This window comes from Pseudomonas sp. Ag1, assembly GCF_000278565.1.
GTDB lineage: Bacteria > Pseudomonadota > Gammaproteobacteria > Pseudomonadales > Pseudomonadaceae > Aquipseudomonas.
On sequence record NZ_AKVH01000091.1, the window covers coordinates 1 to 18138 of the forward strand.

Annotated in this window: 15 protein-coding genes and 1 pseudogene; 5 read left to right on the forward strand and 11 right to left on the reverse strand. The window is 61.3% G+C overall.

Going from position 1 to position 18138, the window contains the following annotated elements:
- Window positions 1–114: 114 nt before the first annotated feature.
- Window positions 115–1110, reverse strand: coding sequence for a succinylglutamate desuccinylase/aspartoacylase domain-containing protein (locus tag A462_RS21290; RefSeq protein ID WP_032899202.1), 996 nt, complete (start codon window positions 1108–1110; stop codon window positions 115–117).
- A 158-nt stretch (window positions 1111–1268) separates the two neighbouring features.
- On the opposite strand from A462_RS21290, the pseudogene A462_RS33250 reads away from it, so the two are divergent.
- Window positions 1269–1697, forward strand: a pseudogene (locus tag A462_RS33250) (TetR family transcriptional regulator C-terminal domain-containing protein); the annotation flags it as partial.
- On the opposite strand, the gene A462_RS34835 reads toward A462_RS33250, so the two are convergent.
- From A462_RS34835 to A462_RS21255, 7 genes are all read right to left on the reverse strand, one after another.
- Window positions 1653–2651 (reverse strand): DMT family transporter, encoded by a 999-nt coding sequence (locus tag A462_RS34835; protein ID WP_008433732.1) that lies wholly within the window; start codon window positions 2649–2651, stop codon window positions 1653–1655. The pseudogene A462_RS33250 and the gene A462_RS34835 sit on opposite strands and share 45 nt — an antisense overlap.
- Window positions 2648–3346: an ABC transporter permease gene (locus A462_RS21280; protein WP_008433734.1), complete on the reverse strand. Its 699-nt coding sequence runs from the start codon at window positions 3344–3346 to the stop codon at window positions 2648–2650. The genes A462_RS34835 and A462_RS21280 overlap by 4 nt, the downstream gene beginning before the upstream one ends.
- 7 nt (window positions 3347–3353) lie before the next feature.
- Window positions 3354–4058, reverse strand: coding sequence for an ABC transporter permease (locus tag A462_RS21275; protein WP_003217052.1), 705 nt, complete (start codon window positions 4056–4058; stop codon window positions 3354–3356).
- 102 nt (window positions 4059–4160) lie between these two features.
- Window positions 4161–4997, reverse strand: coding sequence for a transporter substrate-binding domain-containing protein (locus tag A462_RS21270; protein ID WP_008433737.1), 837 nt, complete (start codon window positions 4995–4997; stop codon window positions 4161–4163).
- 25 nt (window positions 4998–5022) lie between these two features.
- Entirely contained in the window at window positions 5023–7017 is a 1995-nt protein-coding gene (locus tag A462_RS35050) for an aminotransferase class I/II-fold pyridoxal phosphate-dependent enzyme (protein ID WP_008433740.1), read from the reverse strand.
- Between the two features lie 103 nt (window positions 7018–7120).
- On the reverse strand, window positions 7121–7912 hold the full coding sequence (locus A462_RS21260) for a CDP-diacylglycerol diphosphatase (RefSeq protein ID WP_008433742.1): 792 nt from the start codon (window positions 7910–7912) through the stop codon (window positions 7121–7123).
- A 70-nt stretch (window positions 7913–7982) separates the two neighbouring features.
- Window positions 7983–8966, reverse strand: a complete 984-nt coding sequence (locus A462_RS21255; RefSeq protein WP_003217060.1) for an aldo/keto reductase — start codon at window positions 8964–8966, stop codon at window positions 7983–7985.
- Between the two features lie 111 nt (window positions 8967–9077).
- Here A462_RS21255 and A462_RS21250 point away from each other — a divergent pair, with 111 nt between their 5' ends.
- The 3 genes from A462_RS21250 to A462_RS21240 all read left to right on the forward strand — a co-directional run bounded on the left by A462_RS21250 (window position 9078) and on the right by A462_RS21240 (window position 15327).
- A complete protein-coding gene (locus A462_RS21250) occupies window positions 9078–9989 on the forward strand; it encodes a LysR family transcriptional regulator (RefSeq protein ID WP_008433746.1) in 912 nt (303 codons plus the stop codon).
- A gap of 137 nt (window positions 9990–10126) precedes the next feature.
- Window positions 10127–13882, forward strand: coding sequence for a hypothetical protein (locus A462_RS21245; protein ID WP_238544228.1), 3756 nt, complete (start codon window positions 10127–10129; stop codon window positions 13880–13882).
- Between the two features lie 98 nt (window positions 13883–13980).
- The gene (locus A462_RS21240) at window positions 13981–15327 is read left to right on the forward strand and encodes a cation:proton antiporter (protein ID WP_008433750.1); all 1347 of its coding nucleotides are present in this window, start codon (window positions 13981–13983) and stop codon (window positions 15325–15327) included.
- A gap of 3 nt (window positions 15328–15330) precedes the next feature.
- Here A462_RS21240 and A462_RS34605 read toward each other — a convergent pair whose 3' ends face one another.
- The 3 genes from A462_RS34605 to A462_RS21230 all read right to left on the reverse strand — a co-directional run bounded on the left by A462_RS34605 (window position 15331) and on the right by A462_RS21230 (window position 16313).
- Window positions 15331–15471, reverse strand: a complete 141-nt coding sequence (locus A462_RS34605) for a hypothetical protein (protein ID WP_003217070.1) — start codon at window positions 15469–15471, stop codon at window positions 15331–15333.
- A gap of 11 nt (window positions 15472–15482) precedes the next feature.
- A complete protein-coding gene (locus A462_RS21235; RefSeq protein ID WP_003217072.1) occupies window positions 15483–15695 on the reverse strand; it encodes a hypothetical protein in 213 nt (70 codons plus the stop codon).
- A gap of 72 nt (window positions 15696–15767) precedes the next feature.
- Window positions 15768–16313 carry a hypothetical protein gene (locus A462_RS21230; protein ID WP_003217074.1) on the reverse strand — a complete coding sequence of 182 codons (546 nt, stop codon included), beginning with the start codon at window positions 16311–16313 and terminating at the stop codon, window positions 15768–15770.
- 413 nt (window positions 16314–16726) lie between these two features.
- Here A462_RS21230 and A462_RS21225 point away from each other — a divergent pair, with 413 nt between their 5' ends.
- Window positions 16727–18136 (forward strand): circularly permuted type 2 ATP-grasp protein, encoded by a 1410-nt coding sequence (locus A462_RS21225; protein ID WP_003217076.1) that lies wholly within the window; start codon window positions 16727–16729, stop codon window positions 18134–18136.
- The last annotated feature ends 2 nt before the right edge of the window (window positions 18137–18138 follow it).

Consider the following 18138-nt stretch of genomic DNA (forward strand, 5'->3'; position numbering starts at 1 on the left):
AGCCGAGTGGTGGGCCAAGAGCGTTTTGCTTACTTTTGCGCTGTTCAAAAGTGAGCCGCTGTAAGAGCGGAACCAATACCAGCCATAACCGAAGAAACGGATATGTACTCCCGCCTAAGGATCCAACACCCCCCCGCTGTACCCCTCAGACAACCGCGTCCCGGTAAACTTGGCCACCACCGAACCCTGTGAAACCAGCCGCTCCCGATGCCCCGTCACCATCCGCCCGGTTTGCGCCGCATGCAGCACAACCTCAGAAGCCGGATCCCCAGGCCGCCGAATAATCCGCGCAAACCGCTCACCCTCTTCCACCTGTTCACCCAAACCTTTCTCAAACACCAACACCCCGGCACACGGCGCCAGGATGGTCTCCATACAGCCCATATCCACCACCTGCCCGTGCCATTGCGTAATCACTGGCGCTTCATCAATCACCCCGCTGGCGCAGAGCCAAGCCCAGATCCCATCACCATCCTGCCCGGCCAGGGCATCACTCACATCCGCCTGCCCACGCAATTCAATCGTCGCCGCCAACCGCGGCTGCCCATGATCAATGATGGTCTCCTCAAACGACCCATCACCACCCTCGTCCCAGACAATCACCACATCCACCTGCAACGCCGCCGCAAGCGCCCGGCCCGCGGGCCAAAAGCTGCGGTGGATGTAGAGATATGGCAGGGCTTCATCATCGGTGTGCAGGTCCAGCACCAGGTCAGCATCGGCGGCCAGTTGCACCAGGCTTTTCTGCCATTGCGCCAGGTTGCTGGCCGGCCGCTCCATGGCCAATGAATGATCAAACGCCCGGTTGAAATTCTGCCCGGTGGCTTCGTGAAACCGCCCCAACAACCGCCCCTGGCGAAACTGGCCAATGCCAAACGGGTTGGCCTGGGGCACCACCGTCACCGTGCCCTTGAGCGGCCCCTGATCCTGGCAGGCCTGCAAACGCGGCAGCAGTTGATGCAACACCAGCATTCCGGCGATTTCATCGGCATGCACACCGGCCTGCAGGTGCACCCGAGGCCCGCTGCCGTCACCCTCGAAGCGCCAGGCGCCAATGTGCAGGGTGTTCCCGGAATCCCCGGGGACTTGCCACGAAAGGTCTTTTGCCATGCCGTTGCCCTCCTCTTGTTGGTTCTGCAGGTATATATTGAACACACGTTCAACCATGTATCTTCACCGAGGGTGCGCCTGTGGCCGAAGACCGTCGCGACCTGTTGATTGCCGCCACCCTCACCAGCCTCGCCCGTGACGGGCATGCCGGCATTTCCGTGCGGCGCATCGCCGCTGAAGCCGGGGTTTCGGTGGGGTTGCTCAATCACCATTTCGGCAGCATCGATGCACTGATCGCCGAGACCTACCACAAACTCGCCAGCGAACTGACCACCGCCCTGTGGCAGGAAGTCGACCAGGCCGTGGGCCCTGCCGCGCGGCTCGATGCATTCCTCGCCGGCTCGTTTTCCTCGCGGGTCATGGACCCGAAACTGTTGGGCGTCTGGGTGGTGTTCTGGAGCCTGATCCGCCACTCGAACCACGTGAATGACTCCCATGAAAAAAGCTACCGCGCCTACCTCGACCTGATCCGCCAGTTGCTCGACGACCTGGCCGAGAGCGAAGGCTTCGTGATCCACGACACGCGCCTGGCCGCCATCGGCTTATCGGCGATGCTCGACGGACTCTGGCTCGAGTGGTGCCTCAACCCCGGCACCTTCAGCCCCGCCAACGGGCTGCACATCTGCCGTTGCTGGATACAGGGGCTGCGTCACGGAGCATTCGGCGCCGACCACATCCTGTGACACGGGGTGCCGGGCGCTGAGCATGGCCAGGGTGCCGCTGATGGCGATCAGCACGGCGCCGAAAATCAGCGACACGTCCATCACCGTGCCCCAGACCAGGCTCGACAGCAGGAACGCCCAGATCAAACCGGTGTATTCAAACGGCGCCAGCAGCGTCGCCGTGGCCCGGCGGAAGCTCGCAAACAGCAGGAACTGGCCAATCCCGCCCACCAGCCCCGCGCCGAGCATGCCCAGCCATGCCGGGGTCGGCGATGGCGTGTGGGTCCAGGGCAGCGTCAGCGCCATGCAGATCACAAACACCACATTGGTGATCAGCATCTGCTCCAGCACCGAGGTGTTGTCGTCCACCTGGCGCAACTGGATATAGGTAAACGCCCAGCACAGTGCTGCCGCCAATGTCAGGGCGATTGGCAACGGATCGAGCATGTTGCTGGGGCGACAAGCGATCACCACGCCGACAAAGCCGATGATCAGCGAAATCCACTGGCCGCGACTGGCGCGCTCCTTGAGGATCAATGCCGCGAGCAACGTGACCATGATCGGTGCGGAAAAATACAGCGTGGTCATTTCCGCCAGGGTCAGGTCTCTGGCGGCGGTGTAGTACAGCAGCCAGGCCAGCAGCGACAGCAGGCCGCGGATGATCAACAGCTTGCGGCTGACCGAGTGCCAGGCACGCTTGAGCAAACCCATTCGCCCGGCGATCACGCACGCGGCGACCACCACCAGGCTGCGCCAGAACAGGATGGTGAACACTGAGTAGTCGGCCACCAGCCATTTGATCCCGGCGTCCTGCAACGCCAGGAACGCATAGGCCAGCGAGCACAAGGCAATCCCTTGCAACGAGCGATCGGTTTTCATCCGGCAGACCTGCGCGACGGTGTGCCGCGTCGCTCGGCAATCGCGTACAGGGCTTCAATCAAAAAGGTCAGGCACAGGTAGACCCCGGCCACCAGCAGCAGCGGCTGGTAGATCTGCAAGGTCTGGGCGCGTACCACGTTGGCGGCGCCAAGCAGGTCGACCACGGCAATGGTCGAGGCCAGCGCCGTGGACTTGAGCAGCATCACCGTCTCCCCCGCCAGGGTCGGCAGCAGCAGGCGCATGGCCCGTGGCAGGCGCACCCGCAACAGTGCCTGGCGTGGCGTCATGCCGAACGCCGAGGCGGCTTCCATTTCACCCTTGGGCACGGCCAGCAGCCCGCCGCGAATCACTTCACCGACGTACGCGCCCACCGACAACACCAGGGCGAACACGATGTACCAGTAACCGTCCCGCAGGAACGGCCAGAGGAAACTCCCGCGAATCATCGGGAACTGGGCAAACAGGCTGCCCAGGCCGTAATAGAAGATGTAGATCTGGATCAGCAACGGCGTGCCCCGCAGCACACTGGTGTAGCCCAGTGCGCAACGGGCCAGCCACTTGCGCCGGGACAGCCGCGCCAGCGCTACCAGCACCGCCAGGGCGAAGCCGAGCACTGCCGAGATCACCAGCAGCGACAGCGTCGTCTGCAAGCCCTTGGCGATCAGTCCTGCGTAATAACTTATCCACTCAGGCATGTGCGGCTCACTCGACAACCGGCATCCAGCGACGAATACGTCGCTCCAGGCGCCCGGACAGGTAGTTGGAGGCCAGTGTCACCAGGTAATACAAGGCGGCGGCCGTGAGGTAGAACAACAGGTAATGCCGGGTCGAGCCCGCCGCCTGTTTGGCGGTGTACAGCAGTTCGTTGGTGCCCACTACGCTGATCAGCGCGCTGTCCTTGATCAGGTTGATCCACAGGTTGGACATCCCCGCCAGGGCGTATGGCGCCATGATCGGCAGGGTCACCCGACGGAACAGGCCAAAGCCGCTCAAGCCAAACGCCCGCGCCGCTTCGATCTGGCCATGGGGAATCGCTAGGATCGCCGCGCGGAAAATCTCCGAGGCGTACGCGCCTTGCACCAGCCCCAGTACCAGGACCGCTACCAGCGGGCCGCTGATGTTGAACTGCGCAAACCCCAGCCACAGCATCAATGCGTTGAGGCCCATCGAGCCTGCGTAATACAGCAGCAGGATCAGCAGCAACTCGGGCACCGCGCGAAACACCGTGGTGTAGCCGCGCATCAGCATGGCTATCGGGCGCGGTGCACTGAGCTTGGCGCAGGCCACCACCAGGCCGATCAGCAGCCCCACCGCAAACGAGCCGGCGGAGATCTGCAGGGTCATCCATAACCCCTTGAGCAATGCGTTGCCCCAACCTTGTTCGCTGAAGCTGAGTAGATCGAACATCGCGGCTCCCTATTTCGATGACACGCGGTGACCCTGTGACGAGGGAGCTTGCTGTGGCGAGGGAGCTTGCTCCCTCGCCACAAGCACACCCTTTCTACCGGGTTAGTTTGTGTAGGGGCTGTCGCAGACTTTGCTCACATAGGCAGGCGTATCGGCGCGTTTGCACGGGCTCACCGATACCCCAAACACGCTCTGGGACAGGTCGGCGTAGTCCTTGCTCACCAGCAACTCGCCGATGGCCTTGTCGAGCCGAGCCTTGAGTTCAGTGTCTTCCTTGCGCAGACCGGCCCCCACGCCGCGGCCGATGATCGGGTCGTAAGGCACTTCGGCGATTTCGGCCAGGCCCTGGGCCTCAGGGGTCTTGACCATCATGGCGATGGCGACGCCGTCGGCCATCATCAGGTCGGTGCGCCCGGCAATCAGGTCGGCGTTGGCCGATTCCTGGGTGTCGTAGTACTTCAGGTCAGCAATATTCTCGTAGTACTTCTTCAGGTAGTTGGCGCTGACCGTAGAGATCTGCACGCCGATGATCTTGCCCTTCAGCCCTTCCGGCGAGACTTCGACCGTGGTGCCCTTGGGGCCGGCAATGCCCAGCAGCGAATCGTAGTAGGCGCGGCTGAAGGCGATCTGTTTTTCGCGCTCTTCGGTGACCGACATCGAGGAGAAAATCACGTCGATTTTCTTCGCCAGCAGTGACGGAATAATCCCGTCCCAGGCCACTTCCTTGATCTGGCACTCAGCCTTCATCAAGCCGCAGAGCTTATGGATCAGATCGACTTCAAAGCCCGTCCACTCACCATTGCCGCCCTTCACCGTGAACGGTGGGTAGGGTTCTGCCGCCACCGCGAACACAATGGGTTTCTCCGCCGCCAACGCAGTACCTGCCGCCAGCATCAACACAGCACTGCTCAACCACTTTGCCAATCGTTTGGATTTCATGATCTTGCCCCGTCTTTTTTTGGAGTTAGCGAGTTTGATGCGCGTTGACGAACTGCCGGCAACGTTCACTGCGTGGGTCGATAAACACCGAGTCCGGCGAGCCGGTTTCCTCGATCAAGCCTTGATGCAAAAACGCGACTTTGGATGACACATCCCGGGCGAACGCCATTTCATGGGTCACCAGGATCATGGTGCGGCCTTCTTCGGCCAGGGAGCGAATCACCCGCAGGACTTCGCCCACCAGCTCCGGGTCGAGGGCCGAGGTGGGTTCGTCGAACAGCATGACTTTGGGGCGCATGGCCAGGGCTCGGGCGATGGCCACCCGCTGCTGCTGGCCGCCGGAGAGGAACGCCGGGTATTCATTGCGCTTGGCGGCCAGGCCAACCCGGTCGAGCAAGGCTTCGGCGCGCTCGATGGCTTCGGCCCGGCTTTCGCGCAGCACCTGGGTCGGCGCTTCGATCAGGTTCTCCAGCACAGTGCGATGGGGCCACAGGTTGAAGTTCTGGAACACCATGCCGAGTGTCGAGCGAATCCGCACCAGTTGCCTGGCGTCGGCCACCAGCGGTGCGCCGGGCCGGCCGTAGTTGAGCTTGATGCTTTCACCGTCGACGTGGATGCTGCCCTGGTCCGGCACTTCGAGCATGTTGATGCAGCGCAGCAAGGTACTTTTGCCCGAGCCGCTGGCGCCGATCAGCGAGATCACCTCGCCTTCGTGGGCGGTCAGGGAGATGCCCTTGAGCACCTCGATATTGCCAAAGCGTTTATGCAGGTCGAGCACCTCGATCATCTTCTTCGCAGCCACCGGCTGTACGCTGATGATTTTCGCCGCAGGCTCGATTCGCGGTTCTCCGGCGAGCTTGGCGACGAAGCGGCTGATACGTTCACAGGCTTCGGCCAGTCGCGCTTCACCCAGAGTAAACGACAGCCGCACAAAACCCTGGGCCGGTTCGCCGAAGGCCGCGGCATCCAGCACGGAAACCCCGGCTTCGCGGAACAGCCGCCAGGCGAAATCCAGGGAGCCGAGGCCGGTATCCCGCACATCCACCAACACGAACATGCCTGCCTGCGGGGCCCGCACGTGAATGCCCGGGCAACCGCCGAGGCCTGCTACCACCAGGTCGCGGCGGCGGCGGTAGGTTTCGCGCATGCCCTGGGTGACTTCATCGTGGGCCAGCACGGCGGCGGTCGCGGCTTCCATCACGAACCCCGGCAAGCCGTAAAGCATGCTCAATACCAGGGTTTCCGCGTGGGCCACCATCGCAGGCGCGGCGACGATCCAGCCGATGCGCCAGCCGGTCATGGCATGGGACTTGGACAGGCTGCCGATCACGATGCAGCGATCGGCCATGCCCGGCAACGCGGCCAGGCTATGGTAGTCGCCATCGAACACCAGGCTTTCGTAGACCTCGTCCACCACTACCCACAGTTCATGCTCGATCGCCAGGTCGGCGATCACCTGCAATTCCTGAGGGTTGAGGACAACGCCGGTGGGATTGTTGGGGTTGGAGAAGAAGATCGCCCGGGTGCGAGGCGTAATGGCGGCAGCCAGCAGTGCCGGGTCGAGGCGAAAGCCCGAGTCGGCGGAACACGGCACCCGCACCAGCGTTGCGCCGCTGGCCTTGAGGGTCGCTTCGTAGGTGACGTACATCGGGTCGAGCACGATCACTTCATCACCGGCCTGCAACAGGCACAGCGAGGTGACGAACAAAGCGTTCTGCGCACCGGCCACGGTGATGACGTTTTCAGCGTCGAGCGGGCGAGCCAGGGACTGGCTGTAGCGTGCGGCGATGGCATCGCGCAGTGCCGGGCGGCCGGGGATTTCGGTGTAGTGGGTGTCGCCCTGGCGCAGGGCCTCGACGGCGGCGTCGGTGATGAACGAGGGTGTGGCGAAATCCGGATCGCCCACACTCAGGATGATGATGTCTTCGCCTTTGCTGCTGGCCTGGAAGGCGGCGTGGTGGATGTCCCAGGCGGCTACGCCCTGCCCTGCAATTCGCTCGACAAAAGGTGAAAACCGCATGCCAGTGCCTCTCGTTCAATCAGAAAAAGCGCAAGCCCGCCTGTTACCAGGCAGGGGGTGCAGCCAACATAATTGAAACTGAACACTCGTTCAACGGCAAACTTCACCGGATGTCGTTAACAGCTAAAACAGGTCGTTGTGGTGGTTTGTCCATCAGGTTGCACTGGCGGTCCTGCAGTTCTTCGGCGGAGGCCAGGTTCCATTCCTTGAGCGTCAACCGCGTGGTCAACAGTACGAAGTTGCCGTTCGCCGCCGGTGCCAACAGCAAGCTGTAACTGGCCATGGCGTCGCCCTGGGCCTGCACGTAGTCATTCAGGATGGCCAATGGGTCGCGCAGGTCGAATTCCACCGCCGACAACGTACGGGCACTGTAGGTATGCCCCTGCAGTTTTACCGGCAGGATTTGCCAGTGCTCGTCGAGGGTTGCCGCGCGTTCATTGAGGGTGTTGAAAATGTCGGGGCGCAGGCAGGCGATATGAATGTGCAACTGGTTTTGCGTGCGGCCATACCGCGAGTTGATCGCCAGGGATACATAACGGTCGGCAATCGGTGTTTGCAGGCCGGCCGAGAGTACATCGTGGTGTTTCCAGGCCTGGGCAAAGTAATGCGGCAACAAGTCCCGGGCCAGCGCGACGTCTTCGATTCCGGTGACTTTATCGGTGGGGATCAGTAAGTCCTGGTACGGGCCGTTGAGGTCCTTGAGCAGCGCGAACCCCTTGTCCGGATCAACCTCGAGGCAGGGGCGCGGATTCTGGTGCTGGTTCTGGTCGGGCACGCATTGACGGCTCACGATCTGCCACAGCACATCGGGATTGCCGCGCCATTTCCAGGCGGCTGCCACCGCCACCACACACAGCAAACCACCCATGATCTTGAACAAGGGACCGCGCTTCATGCCAAAAACCTCAACGCCAAAGGAATGTCTTTTGTTGTTTTGCAGCTGCAAGACATCCCTGTCGCAAAGGTTAACGCTGGGCCGGGGCCATGAACTCCGGCCCTACCGGGTCTTTTATCGTGCTGGCCAGAATACGGTCGATATGTTGCAGGTCGTCGGCCGTGAGCTGCCAGCCGAACGCATCTTCAACGCCTTTGAGCTGCTCCGGCCGGCGGGCGCCCCACAGTGCAACCGTGGGGCCCTGGTCCAGCACCCAGCGCAACGCCAGGGCCAGCACAGACTTGCCGTGGCATTCGCGAGCGTACACGTCCAATGCCGCGACCGCCGCCAGGTACTGCTCAAAGCGTGGCGCCTTGAATTTCGGGTCTAGCTTGCGCACGTCATCCCCGGTAAAACCCGTGGCCGCGTGCATGCTGCCGCTCAACAAACCCCGACACAGCGAACCGTAAGCCAAAACCACCAGTGAATTTTGCTTGGCGTACGGCAGGATATCGCTGTCGATCGCCCGCTCAAACAGGTTGTAGGGCGGCTGCACGGTGTCCAGGTGCGTGTACTGGCGGAAATCGTCCATTTGCGCAGGCGAATAATTGCTCACCCCCACGGCAAGGATCTTGCCTTCACGGCGCAGTTTTTCCAGCTCGCCGGCGGTTTCCTCCTGGGCTACCAACGGGTCGGGCCAGTGAATCTGGTAGAGGTCGATGTAGTCGGTTTCGAGGCGCAGCAGTGAGTCTTCGATTTCCTTGCGGATACGTCGGGCCGTGGCATTGCGGCGCACCGTGCCGTCGTCCCATTGCAACCCGGCCTTGGTGGCGATCACCGCCGTGTGGCGTACGCCGCGCAGGGCCCGGCCGATCAGTTCTTCCGACAGCCCAAGGCCGTAGACCGGCGCACTGTCGATAAAGTTGATGCCGCTGGCCAGCGCATGGCGAATGGTCTTGACCGAGACCTCATTATCGGCGCCGCCCCACATCGAGCCACCCATGGACCAGGTGCCCAGGGCAATCCGCGAGACGGCCTTGTCGATGCCCGGGATCTTGATGGTTTCGATACTCATGAAAAAGCCTCCGCCAGAAACAATCAGTAAAAAAACGATTACTCTAGATCATCCGTGGTTGAATCGGGCTCAACGCCGCGTGCAACCCAAACCCCATAAAAGGTGCTTGATATGGCTGCGTTCAACCGCTCCGAGTTGGCCGACCTGAATGTCTTCATGGCGATCATCCGTCGCCGCAGTTTCCGGCATGCCGCCAATGAACTTGGCGTCACCACCTCGGCCCTGAGCCACACCATGCGCAACCTGGAAACGCGCCTGGGGGTCAAGTTGCTGTATCGCACCAGCCGCGCCGTAGAGCCTACCGATGCCGGCGTGGTACTGGCGGAAAAACTCAGTGCCGGCTTTGCGACGATCCAGGACGGCCTCGACACCCTCGAACTGTACCGCGAGGCGCCGATTGGCCGCCTGCGCCTGAACGTACCCCGGGATGCCGCGGTGCTGCTGATTTCGCCGGTGCTCGGCGAGTTCACCCGCACCTACCCGCAACTGCGCCTGGACGTGATGATCGAGGACCGCATGCTCGACATCGTCGCAGAGGGCTACGACGCAGGAATCCGCTATGGCGCCACGGTGCCCCAGGACATGGTGGCCGTGCCGCTGACCGGCGAGCTGCGCTGGATCATGGTCGCCTCCCCGGCCTACCTCGCACAGGCAGGGACACCTGCAGTGCCCAGGGACTTGCTCACGCACTCCTGTGTACGCATGTACCTGGGCGACAAGACCACCTACAAATGGGAACTGGGCAATGGCGCACGCCAACAGCGGCTCGATGTGCCCGGCCACTTCAGCGCGGCCGACACCCAGACCATCGTTGATGCGGCCCTGCAAGGCGTGGGTATCGCCTACTGCCTGGAGAATCGCGTGCTGGCGGAACTGGCCGACGGGCGCCTGTTGGAAGTGCTGCCCGACTGGGCCTGCATCGGCGCGCCGCTGTGCATGTACTACCCCAGCCGGCGTCAGTCGCAGCCGGGATTGCGCCAGCTGATCGACATGATTCGGCTGAGGACCGCGGCGCACCCTTAGCATGGGCGCGTAAGACGCCGTATCAATCTGCATGCCAGTGGGATGGAATCGCTGAGGGGGCATCGGGTACGAAGAGTTACACCCGCTGGAGCGAAGCGCTGCTTGGGTGTACTCGATAAATTACCGGATCCCCTCCTATGACAATTGCTCCTACTCAGGCTACGGCTTCTTTCATTCCTTTGAATGCACCTGACAAGCCGCTTCCCCCGGCGCGGCTCCAGGCCGCAGCGCCGGAAAATGCCGCGCCAGGCTCCCCCAAGACCAGGATCCCCAGCCCGCGTGCCGATGCCGACGGTGAACTGGCAGGCCAGGTAGCCAGCGCGCTGCGTCAGGTCAAGGGCGACGGCCATGACGACGCGATCATGGTCGAGAACATTCCGCCGAACTCAACGTTCGGGCAGTGGTGGTCGCAGTTGGGGCGTGCCATGGAGTCCCCGCAAGTCCGTGACTGGATGAGGGAAAACGGGATAAACCCCAATTCAGTGATGATTGACCCCAATACCGGGAAGATCACCTACCAGCGCAGGCCCTCCGCCGCCGCGCAACCCAACGGCCCCGATGAAAAAGGCTGGGCGCAGGTGGGCGCACAGGTCAGGGACGCCGCACGCGTTATCGGCGACGGTAACCCGATCCCCTTCAAACCGCCGCTCTCCCAAAACAGCAACAGTGCCCCCCTGTGGTTGGTGAGCCAATTCTACAAAGAGCAAGAACATATCCTGCCGGATCATGCCCACGAGCGTGCAGATGAGTTGGCGCGCGACAAAGCTTTTACCGGCGTGAGCGGCCCGCGTTTTGCGGACCTGCACGAAACCCGTGGTGAGGATGAGGTTGAGCGCCAGAAAGCCCTGGTGGGCAATACCCAGACGCTGAACACCGTGGGGCGTGAACTCAATTACCTGCTTGAGCGGATTCGATCGGGCAGCATTGGGAGCGGTGACGTTCTCGACTACCTGCAAAAGAATAAAGTCGAGCTTCACCCCGACAGCGCTTACCGCCAGGTCGGGAGCACCGACTCAGGGAGCACCATTAGCCTCAAGGAATTCCTTGAGATCAATGGCTGGGACGTGCCAACCACGCCCGAGGAGGTGGAGAACCTGACGAATTATCTGCTCAGGCCTGAACTCCAGACGCCGCTCCATGGCAATTATGGCGGTGCGCTGGAATGGCAGCCCCCGCTTGCGCCCGAGGCGGCGAATCAGCTGCGGTCCGACCTGCGCCGCGGCAAGATCGGCGACGTTGATTTGAACGGCGCCAGGAACGTAGTGGAATACCTCATGCAGGGCAAGTCGTTCACGCCTTCCGAGCTGGCTGACCCGCAGCGGGTGCTCGACTCGCTGATCCGCTCCCCCAAGGGCAAGGCGTTGGGCGAGGCCCTCCAGGCAAAATTTGACGCGCAGTCCATCAAAGGCAGTGCCACTGATTGGCTGTTGGCGGCCATGAGTGTGGACAAAGACAACTCGTTCCGCGCGACAGACCCCAGGTCCAGGCATCACATCGCCGGTTTTGCCGTGACCGGGAACAGTACCTGGGGCAAACCCGCATCCGGTATCGTCAGCCGGTTGGCCGAACATCTTGTCAGCACCGGCAAGGCATCGTCACCCGAGGCAGCGGCGCTACAAGCGCATCTGCTGCTCTCCACCCGCGCTCCGGAGTTCCTGGTTAAAGACATCCCGGACCAGGTCACCCCGGGTTCACATAGTTGGGTCAGTTTTGTCACCGCGGTAGAACGCATCGAAGCGCAGTCTCCGGGTTCAACCGCAGGGATGTCCTATGGGCAGGTCATGCTCCACGCTGAGGTGGCGCCGGTCTCCGCCCAGGAGCGTTATGTCGAATATGCCGCCCAGCAAGAGGCGCTCAAGGATTGGGGAAGCGCGAACGGTATGCCGTATCCGGTAACCGAAGGCCAAATGAATGATGTACGCGATGCATTCGATGCGCAGATCACCGAGCTGAGCGCGGCCAGTCAAACACAGAGCATGCCGATGCCATTACGCAAGGAAATGGCCCTGGAGCAATTGCGCAAAGCCCTGCCGGGCATGGATACGGCAACCCTGGAAGACAAGAGCATCACGCTGGAACCCGCCCATAGCGATTTCCCGGGGCCTTATTCGATCCTCGACTTGTATATGAAGGACGCGCTTCACCATCGACCTGGCGTCGAAGAACCACCGGCCGTAGGGGTACTTGGAATTGGGCCCCCGCCCCCCGCTGACAATCATTGGGTGACCTCATCCAGTACGTTGAACCTCAGCGAGGTGCTGGAAAAAACCAAAGACCTGCCAAGTATGCCGAACGTGTTCCAGGACGCGTTCGGGGAATACGCCGACGGCATCGAAAAAAGCGTCGCGACCCAGGTCAAGTGGATGGTTTCGCGGCTCCCTGAAGAAGACCGTAAAAACCTGGAATACGGCGAAATCACAGTGGTCAGGGAAGTCGACGTCGATAAGGACAACTTTGGCAAGGAAACCCGCAAGCGGGTGCCCGACGACAATTGCCTGCTGGTGAAAACCAGGCGCAACAACCAGGTGCACATCTACGAAATCAATCTCAGGACCGCAAAGATTACCGAGCGTACGGACCTGGGTGACTTCACGGCAGGCAAACAGCCTTCCAATCACACCCATTACCATAAAGACCTGGAAGAAGTCATACCTTCGGGCGAGTACGCACCCGGGTTGACGGATGAAAAAATCCAGGCCGCCAACCCCAAGAGCTTTGGCAGTGCCCGAACGTCTTATATTGCCGATGCCATGGTGAAGGATGTTGATATTCGGTCATTCAAAAAAGAGGCCGAGGGGCTCACCACGCTTGATACCGAGATTCCCTTTTACAAGAAAGTCAATGAATTCCTCCTCAACCTGATCCCCTTGAGGTCGGCAATCGTCAACTTTCAAAACGGCAACATCGGCGAAGGTGTCGGCGACCTGGCCCTGGATATATTTGGGTTTGCCGTGGGCCTCGGTGCGGCAGCCAGGGGGGCCAAGGCCGTGGCCGCCGGCGCATCGGCTTTCAGCAAGTTCGCCCAGGGCGCGAAGATTGTCGGGCGCGCGGCGCTGGGGAGTTTCAATCCGTTGAGCGGGGCAGATGATCTGGCCCGGAGTGCATTGAAGCTGGGGCGCACCACGCTTGCCGCTGGACGTAACGGCGTCAATCATCTGCGTGGCGCCTTGCGCAGTGTCGACCTGACGTCACTGGCGAAAAAGCCCGGCATTGCCGAAGGCACTTACAAGGCGGCCAATGCGACCGAAGAAGCCAAGGTGTTTGCGAAGTTTGATGACGCCACCGGTAATTGGCACGCCTTGAATGTGAAAACCAGAAAGCCCTTTGGCGAGCCGCTGGAAAATTTCAAAGCTGACGCCGTGCCGGTAGAAGCGCTTCGCGACAAACTGGAGAAGCTCCATGCCAAAACGGGATACACCGGGACAATCTGCTACGAAAAAACCATGTTCGTCGGTATGGCAGACAATGCACTCCCGTTGAAAACTCGCGAGGCCGTGCTGGGCAGTGTGGTCAGGAGCGGGGATTCCAATTACACGCAACGCTACAAGGATCTGATGGGTATTACTGCCGAGAATAGCAGCGCCGTATTCAGGCCCGCGGACATTACCGAATCAGGCGTTATCAATTTCATGAGCAATAGAGCAGACGGCAATATCGTACACACCGCCTATATTCAAAAGAGCAGTGATGGAAAGCTCTATATCTACAACACCAACCAAGCCGGCCTGGACAAAGCCATGTTCGATGCCACTGGCACTCTTGATCAATCGGTCGGTGCAACGGTATTCAGTCTTGATAATGACGGGCTGCAAAAGTTTCTCGACTCGGGGTTCACCTTCTCCTTCACCCCAAACAGCACCCTCAATGCCAACGTAACACGCCTGGCGACCTGACAAACCGCGCATTGCCCGAGCAGGCAATGCGCGTTTTTTGAACCTCTCTCTCCCGGCAAACCTCAAACGTTCACACAGACCATGCCCGGGACTATTCAATGACCTTCATCCTATGGATGGCCGTACTGGGCGCGGTGTTGCTCACCCTCGCCCTCACCTCCTCCTACCTGCGCTGGATGCCGGTCACCACCTCGGCGGTGTGCCTGTTGCTCGGCGTGGGTATCGGCCCGCTGGGCATGGACCTGCTGCATCTGGACATCAAGGCCTCGGCCAGTTGGATGGAACACCTGACGGAAGTCGCGGTGCTGTTTTCGCTGTTCGTCAGCGGGCTGAAACTGCGCCTGCCCCTCAAGCACCGAACCTGGCGCATTGCGTTTGGCATGGCCGGGCCGGTGATGCTCTTGACCATCCTCGGGACGTGCCTGGTGCTGCATTGGCTGCTGGGGTTGTCGTGGGGGGTTTCACTGCTGGTGGGGGCGATTCTTGCGCCCACCGACCCGGTGCTCGCGGGCCTGGTGCAGGTCAATAACGCGCAGGATTATGACGCGCTGCGCTTCGGTCTTTCCGGTGAGGCAGGCTTGAACGACGGCACGGCCTTCCCGTTCGTGATCTTTGCGCTGATTTTCATGCAGCACGGCGGGTTCGACGGTGACTGGCTGGGCGGCTGGGTGCTGAAAAACCTGCTCTGGGCCGTGCCTGCCGGGTTGCTCGTGGGCTACTGGATGGGGCGTGGCATCGGTCGCGTCACCCTGAAGATGCGTATCACCAATGCCGACAGCACCCTGTCACCGAATGACTACCTGACGCTGGCCTTGATCGCCCTCGCCTATGTGGTGGCCGAAGCCATCGGCGGCTACGGCTTCCTGTCGGTATTTGCCGCCGGCCTCGGGCTGCGCCAGGCCGAGTTCAAGTCCACAGGCAACTCACAAACCCCGGCGGAACATCTGGCACAGCCGGTGGTTGGCCACATGGAAGTTGAGCCGGAGCATGCGTTGCATGGCGATGTCGGGCAACTGCAGGACACGCAAATCGCCGCCGGGGTGATGATGGGCGACATGCTCGCCTTTGGTGGGCTGGTAGAGCGTTCGATGGAAGTGTTCCTGGTGACCTTGCTGGGCGTGGTGCTGGTCAGCCATTGGGACTGGCGGGCGCTTGCGGTGGGGGCGGCGCTGTTTTGCGTGATTCGCCCCCTCAGCGTGCTGTCGATACCCTGGGGCAGCTTGCTGAATCGCCATCAGCGCGGGCTGGTGGGCTGGTTCGGGATTCGCGGGATCGGCAGCATCTACTACCTGTTCTATGCCATCAACCACGGGCTGGTGGGCACCAGCAGTGCGGTCGCGGTGAACCTGACGCTGTCAGTCATTGCCCTGAGCATCGTCGTTCATGGTCTCAGCACGCAGCCGATGCTGGCGTGGTATGAACGACGTGCCCAGGCACAACAATGACGTCTACTCCTGGTTTTCAGTGTTGCCGACGTCAGCGGCATCATCCAGGTCGTTAAGCGGTACTTCGGCATCATCCATCAATGAACCCGGGTCTTCATTGCCCGGGTCATTGAGTTCATCGTCTTCGTCTATTTCAACTGACATCACCGTCTCCTCTAACCGCCTTGGGTATCGATATCGGCATCGGTTTCAGGCTTGGGCTCGCGCTCGGGCTTGAAGTCTGGACTGTAGTCGTTTTCCTTGGCCTTGGGGTCGCTGGCAGGCTTGGGGTCTTTTGGCGCGTCGGCCGCGGTGCCGGGGGCCGGTTCGCCGCGGTCGATGGCGGGATCGTTACGGTTGCTGGTTTGCGGGTCGTTGTCTGTGCTCATGGCTCACCTCTGTTGGAAAACGCAGACTGCGTAAAGGTAAGGTCCCGTGCGGGTCGGTGAAGTTCCAATTGCTTATGAGCCGGGGTTGTCCACCTGGATGTAAAACGCGTAGGCCCCCAGCATCACCCAGAACACCATGAACAGCCAGGGCGCGCGCATCGAGAACAACAGCGACTTGCGATAGCCCTTGTGGGACGACTCCATCTCACTGAACAGTGGCGACTCATCGTAGGCCAGGCCCATCACCGGCTCGCTGCGCAGCAGTTCGCTCTGCTTGTAATGCCAGTGGTCGATGATTTCGTAGGCCGCCCGAATCCCCGGCCAGGCGTTGAGGGAACTGAGAATGCCCAGGGTCGCCAGGAACACGGGCACCACCAGGGTGAACAGCTTGCCCCATTCGGGGTTCAGGTTGCCCATGCCGGACACGAAGGCGATCACCAGGAATGACTGGGCCGTGAGGTAGGCGTCGGTGCGGTTGGCCAGGATGCTGGTCTCGTACTGGATTTCACGCCGGTAAAAGTCGAGACGGTCCTTGGGCGAACCGAAAATCTTGGCGTTGTGTTCGCTGTGGTCGGTCAGGCTCGATTCCGGGGTGTCGGGTGAGATGATTCTGGGCACATCCGTGCTCCGTGCTGGCATTTGAAGCAGTTTAGAAGAACCGGGCTGGTGCAAAGTTCAAGTAATCAGTGCACCGTTTTGAGGCGATAGGGCCGCATCGGTGGCGCGGGAGCTTGGGCCCGCTGGACCGGGACAGCGCTCCGGTGCGCAGCGGTCTGGTTCCTTTTTGGGGCCGCTGCGCAGCACAGCGGGAGCAAGCTCCCTCGCCACAAGGTGGATGGCACAGGCATTGCTTTAGTCCTTTATCTGCCCGGATACAGGAGCAATCGTTACCCCCCGACCCAGAGCCCACCCCAAAAGAAAGTAAGGACCAGGCCTGCTGGCACCATCAGCCACGGGCTCATAAAAAAATGCGTTTTCTAAAGCGGCAGTGCCAAAGCGCAGTTAGTCCCGGCACTGACAAGGTAATTGGAATGGCTCGATCTTTCTTTGATGAAATGAATGACGCACAAGGCGTTTGCCGTGCGCATTATCAGGAATTCTCCCGCTGGCTGGCCAACACGCCGCCAGAACTGCTGGCCCAGCGCCGCCGTGAAGCCGACCTGCTGTTTCACCGCGCCGGGATCACCTTCACCCTGTATGGCGACGAGCAAGACACCGAGCGCCTGATCCCCTTCGATATCATCCCCCGCAGCATCCCCGCCAGTGAGTGGAGTGTCATCGAGCGTGGCTGTATCCAGCGTGTGAATGCGCTGAACATGTTCCTTGCCGACATCTACCACGACCAGCGCATCATCAAGGCCGGGATCATTCCCGCCGATCAGGTGCTGGGCAACGAGGGATACCAGAAGGCCATGGTCGGCCTGGACCTGCACCGCGATATCTATTCGCACATCTCCGGGGTCGACCTTGTGCGCGATGGCGACGGCACCTACTACGTGCTCGAAGACAACCTGCGTACCCCCAGCGGCGTGAGCTACATGCTCGAAGACCGCAAGATGATGATGCGCCTGTTCCCCGAGGTGTTCGCCAAGCAACGCATCGCCCCGGTGGACCACTATCCCAACCTGCTGCTCAAGACCCTGAAAAGCTCCAGCCGCCTGGACAACCCGAATGTGGTGGTGCTGACGCCGGGCCGGTTTAACAGCGCGTTCTTCGAGCATGCATTCCTGGCCCGGGAAATGGGCGTGGAGCTGGTGGAAGGCGCCGACCTGTTCGTGCACGACCTCAAGGTGTTCATGCGTACCACCGACGGCCCCAAGGCCGTGGATGTGATCTACCGCCGCATCGACGATGCCTTCCTCGATCCGCAGGCTTTCAACCCCGATTCGATGCTCGGCGTGCCCGGCCTGGTCGCGGCGTACTGCGCGGGCAACGTAGTGCTGGCGAATGCGATAGGCACCGGCGTGGCGGACGACAAGTCGATCTACCCGTACGTGCCGGAAATGATCCGGTTCTACCTGGATGAAGAGCCGGTCCTGCAAAACGTGCCGACGTTCCAGTGCCGCAAGCCGGATGAGCTGTCCCACGTACTGGCGCACCTGCCGGAACTGGTGGTCAAGGAAACCCAGGGTTCCGGCGGCTACGGCATGCTGGTGGGCCCGGCGTCCAGCGCGGCCGAGATCGAGGACTTCCGCCAGCGTATCAAGGCCCGCCCTCACGCCTACATCGCCCAACCGACCTTGAGCCTGTCCACTTGCCCGACGTTTGTCGAAAACGGCATCGCGCCGCGGCATATCGACCTGCGACCGTTCGTGCTCTCGGGCAAGGAAACCCGCCTGGTACCCGGTGGCTTGACCCGCGTGGCGCTGCGCGAAGGCTCATTGATCGTCAACTCGTCGCAAGGCGGCGGAACCAAGGACACCTGGGTGGTGGAGGGCTGAGT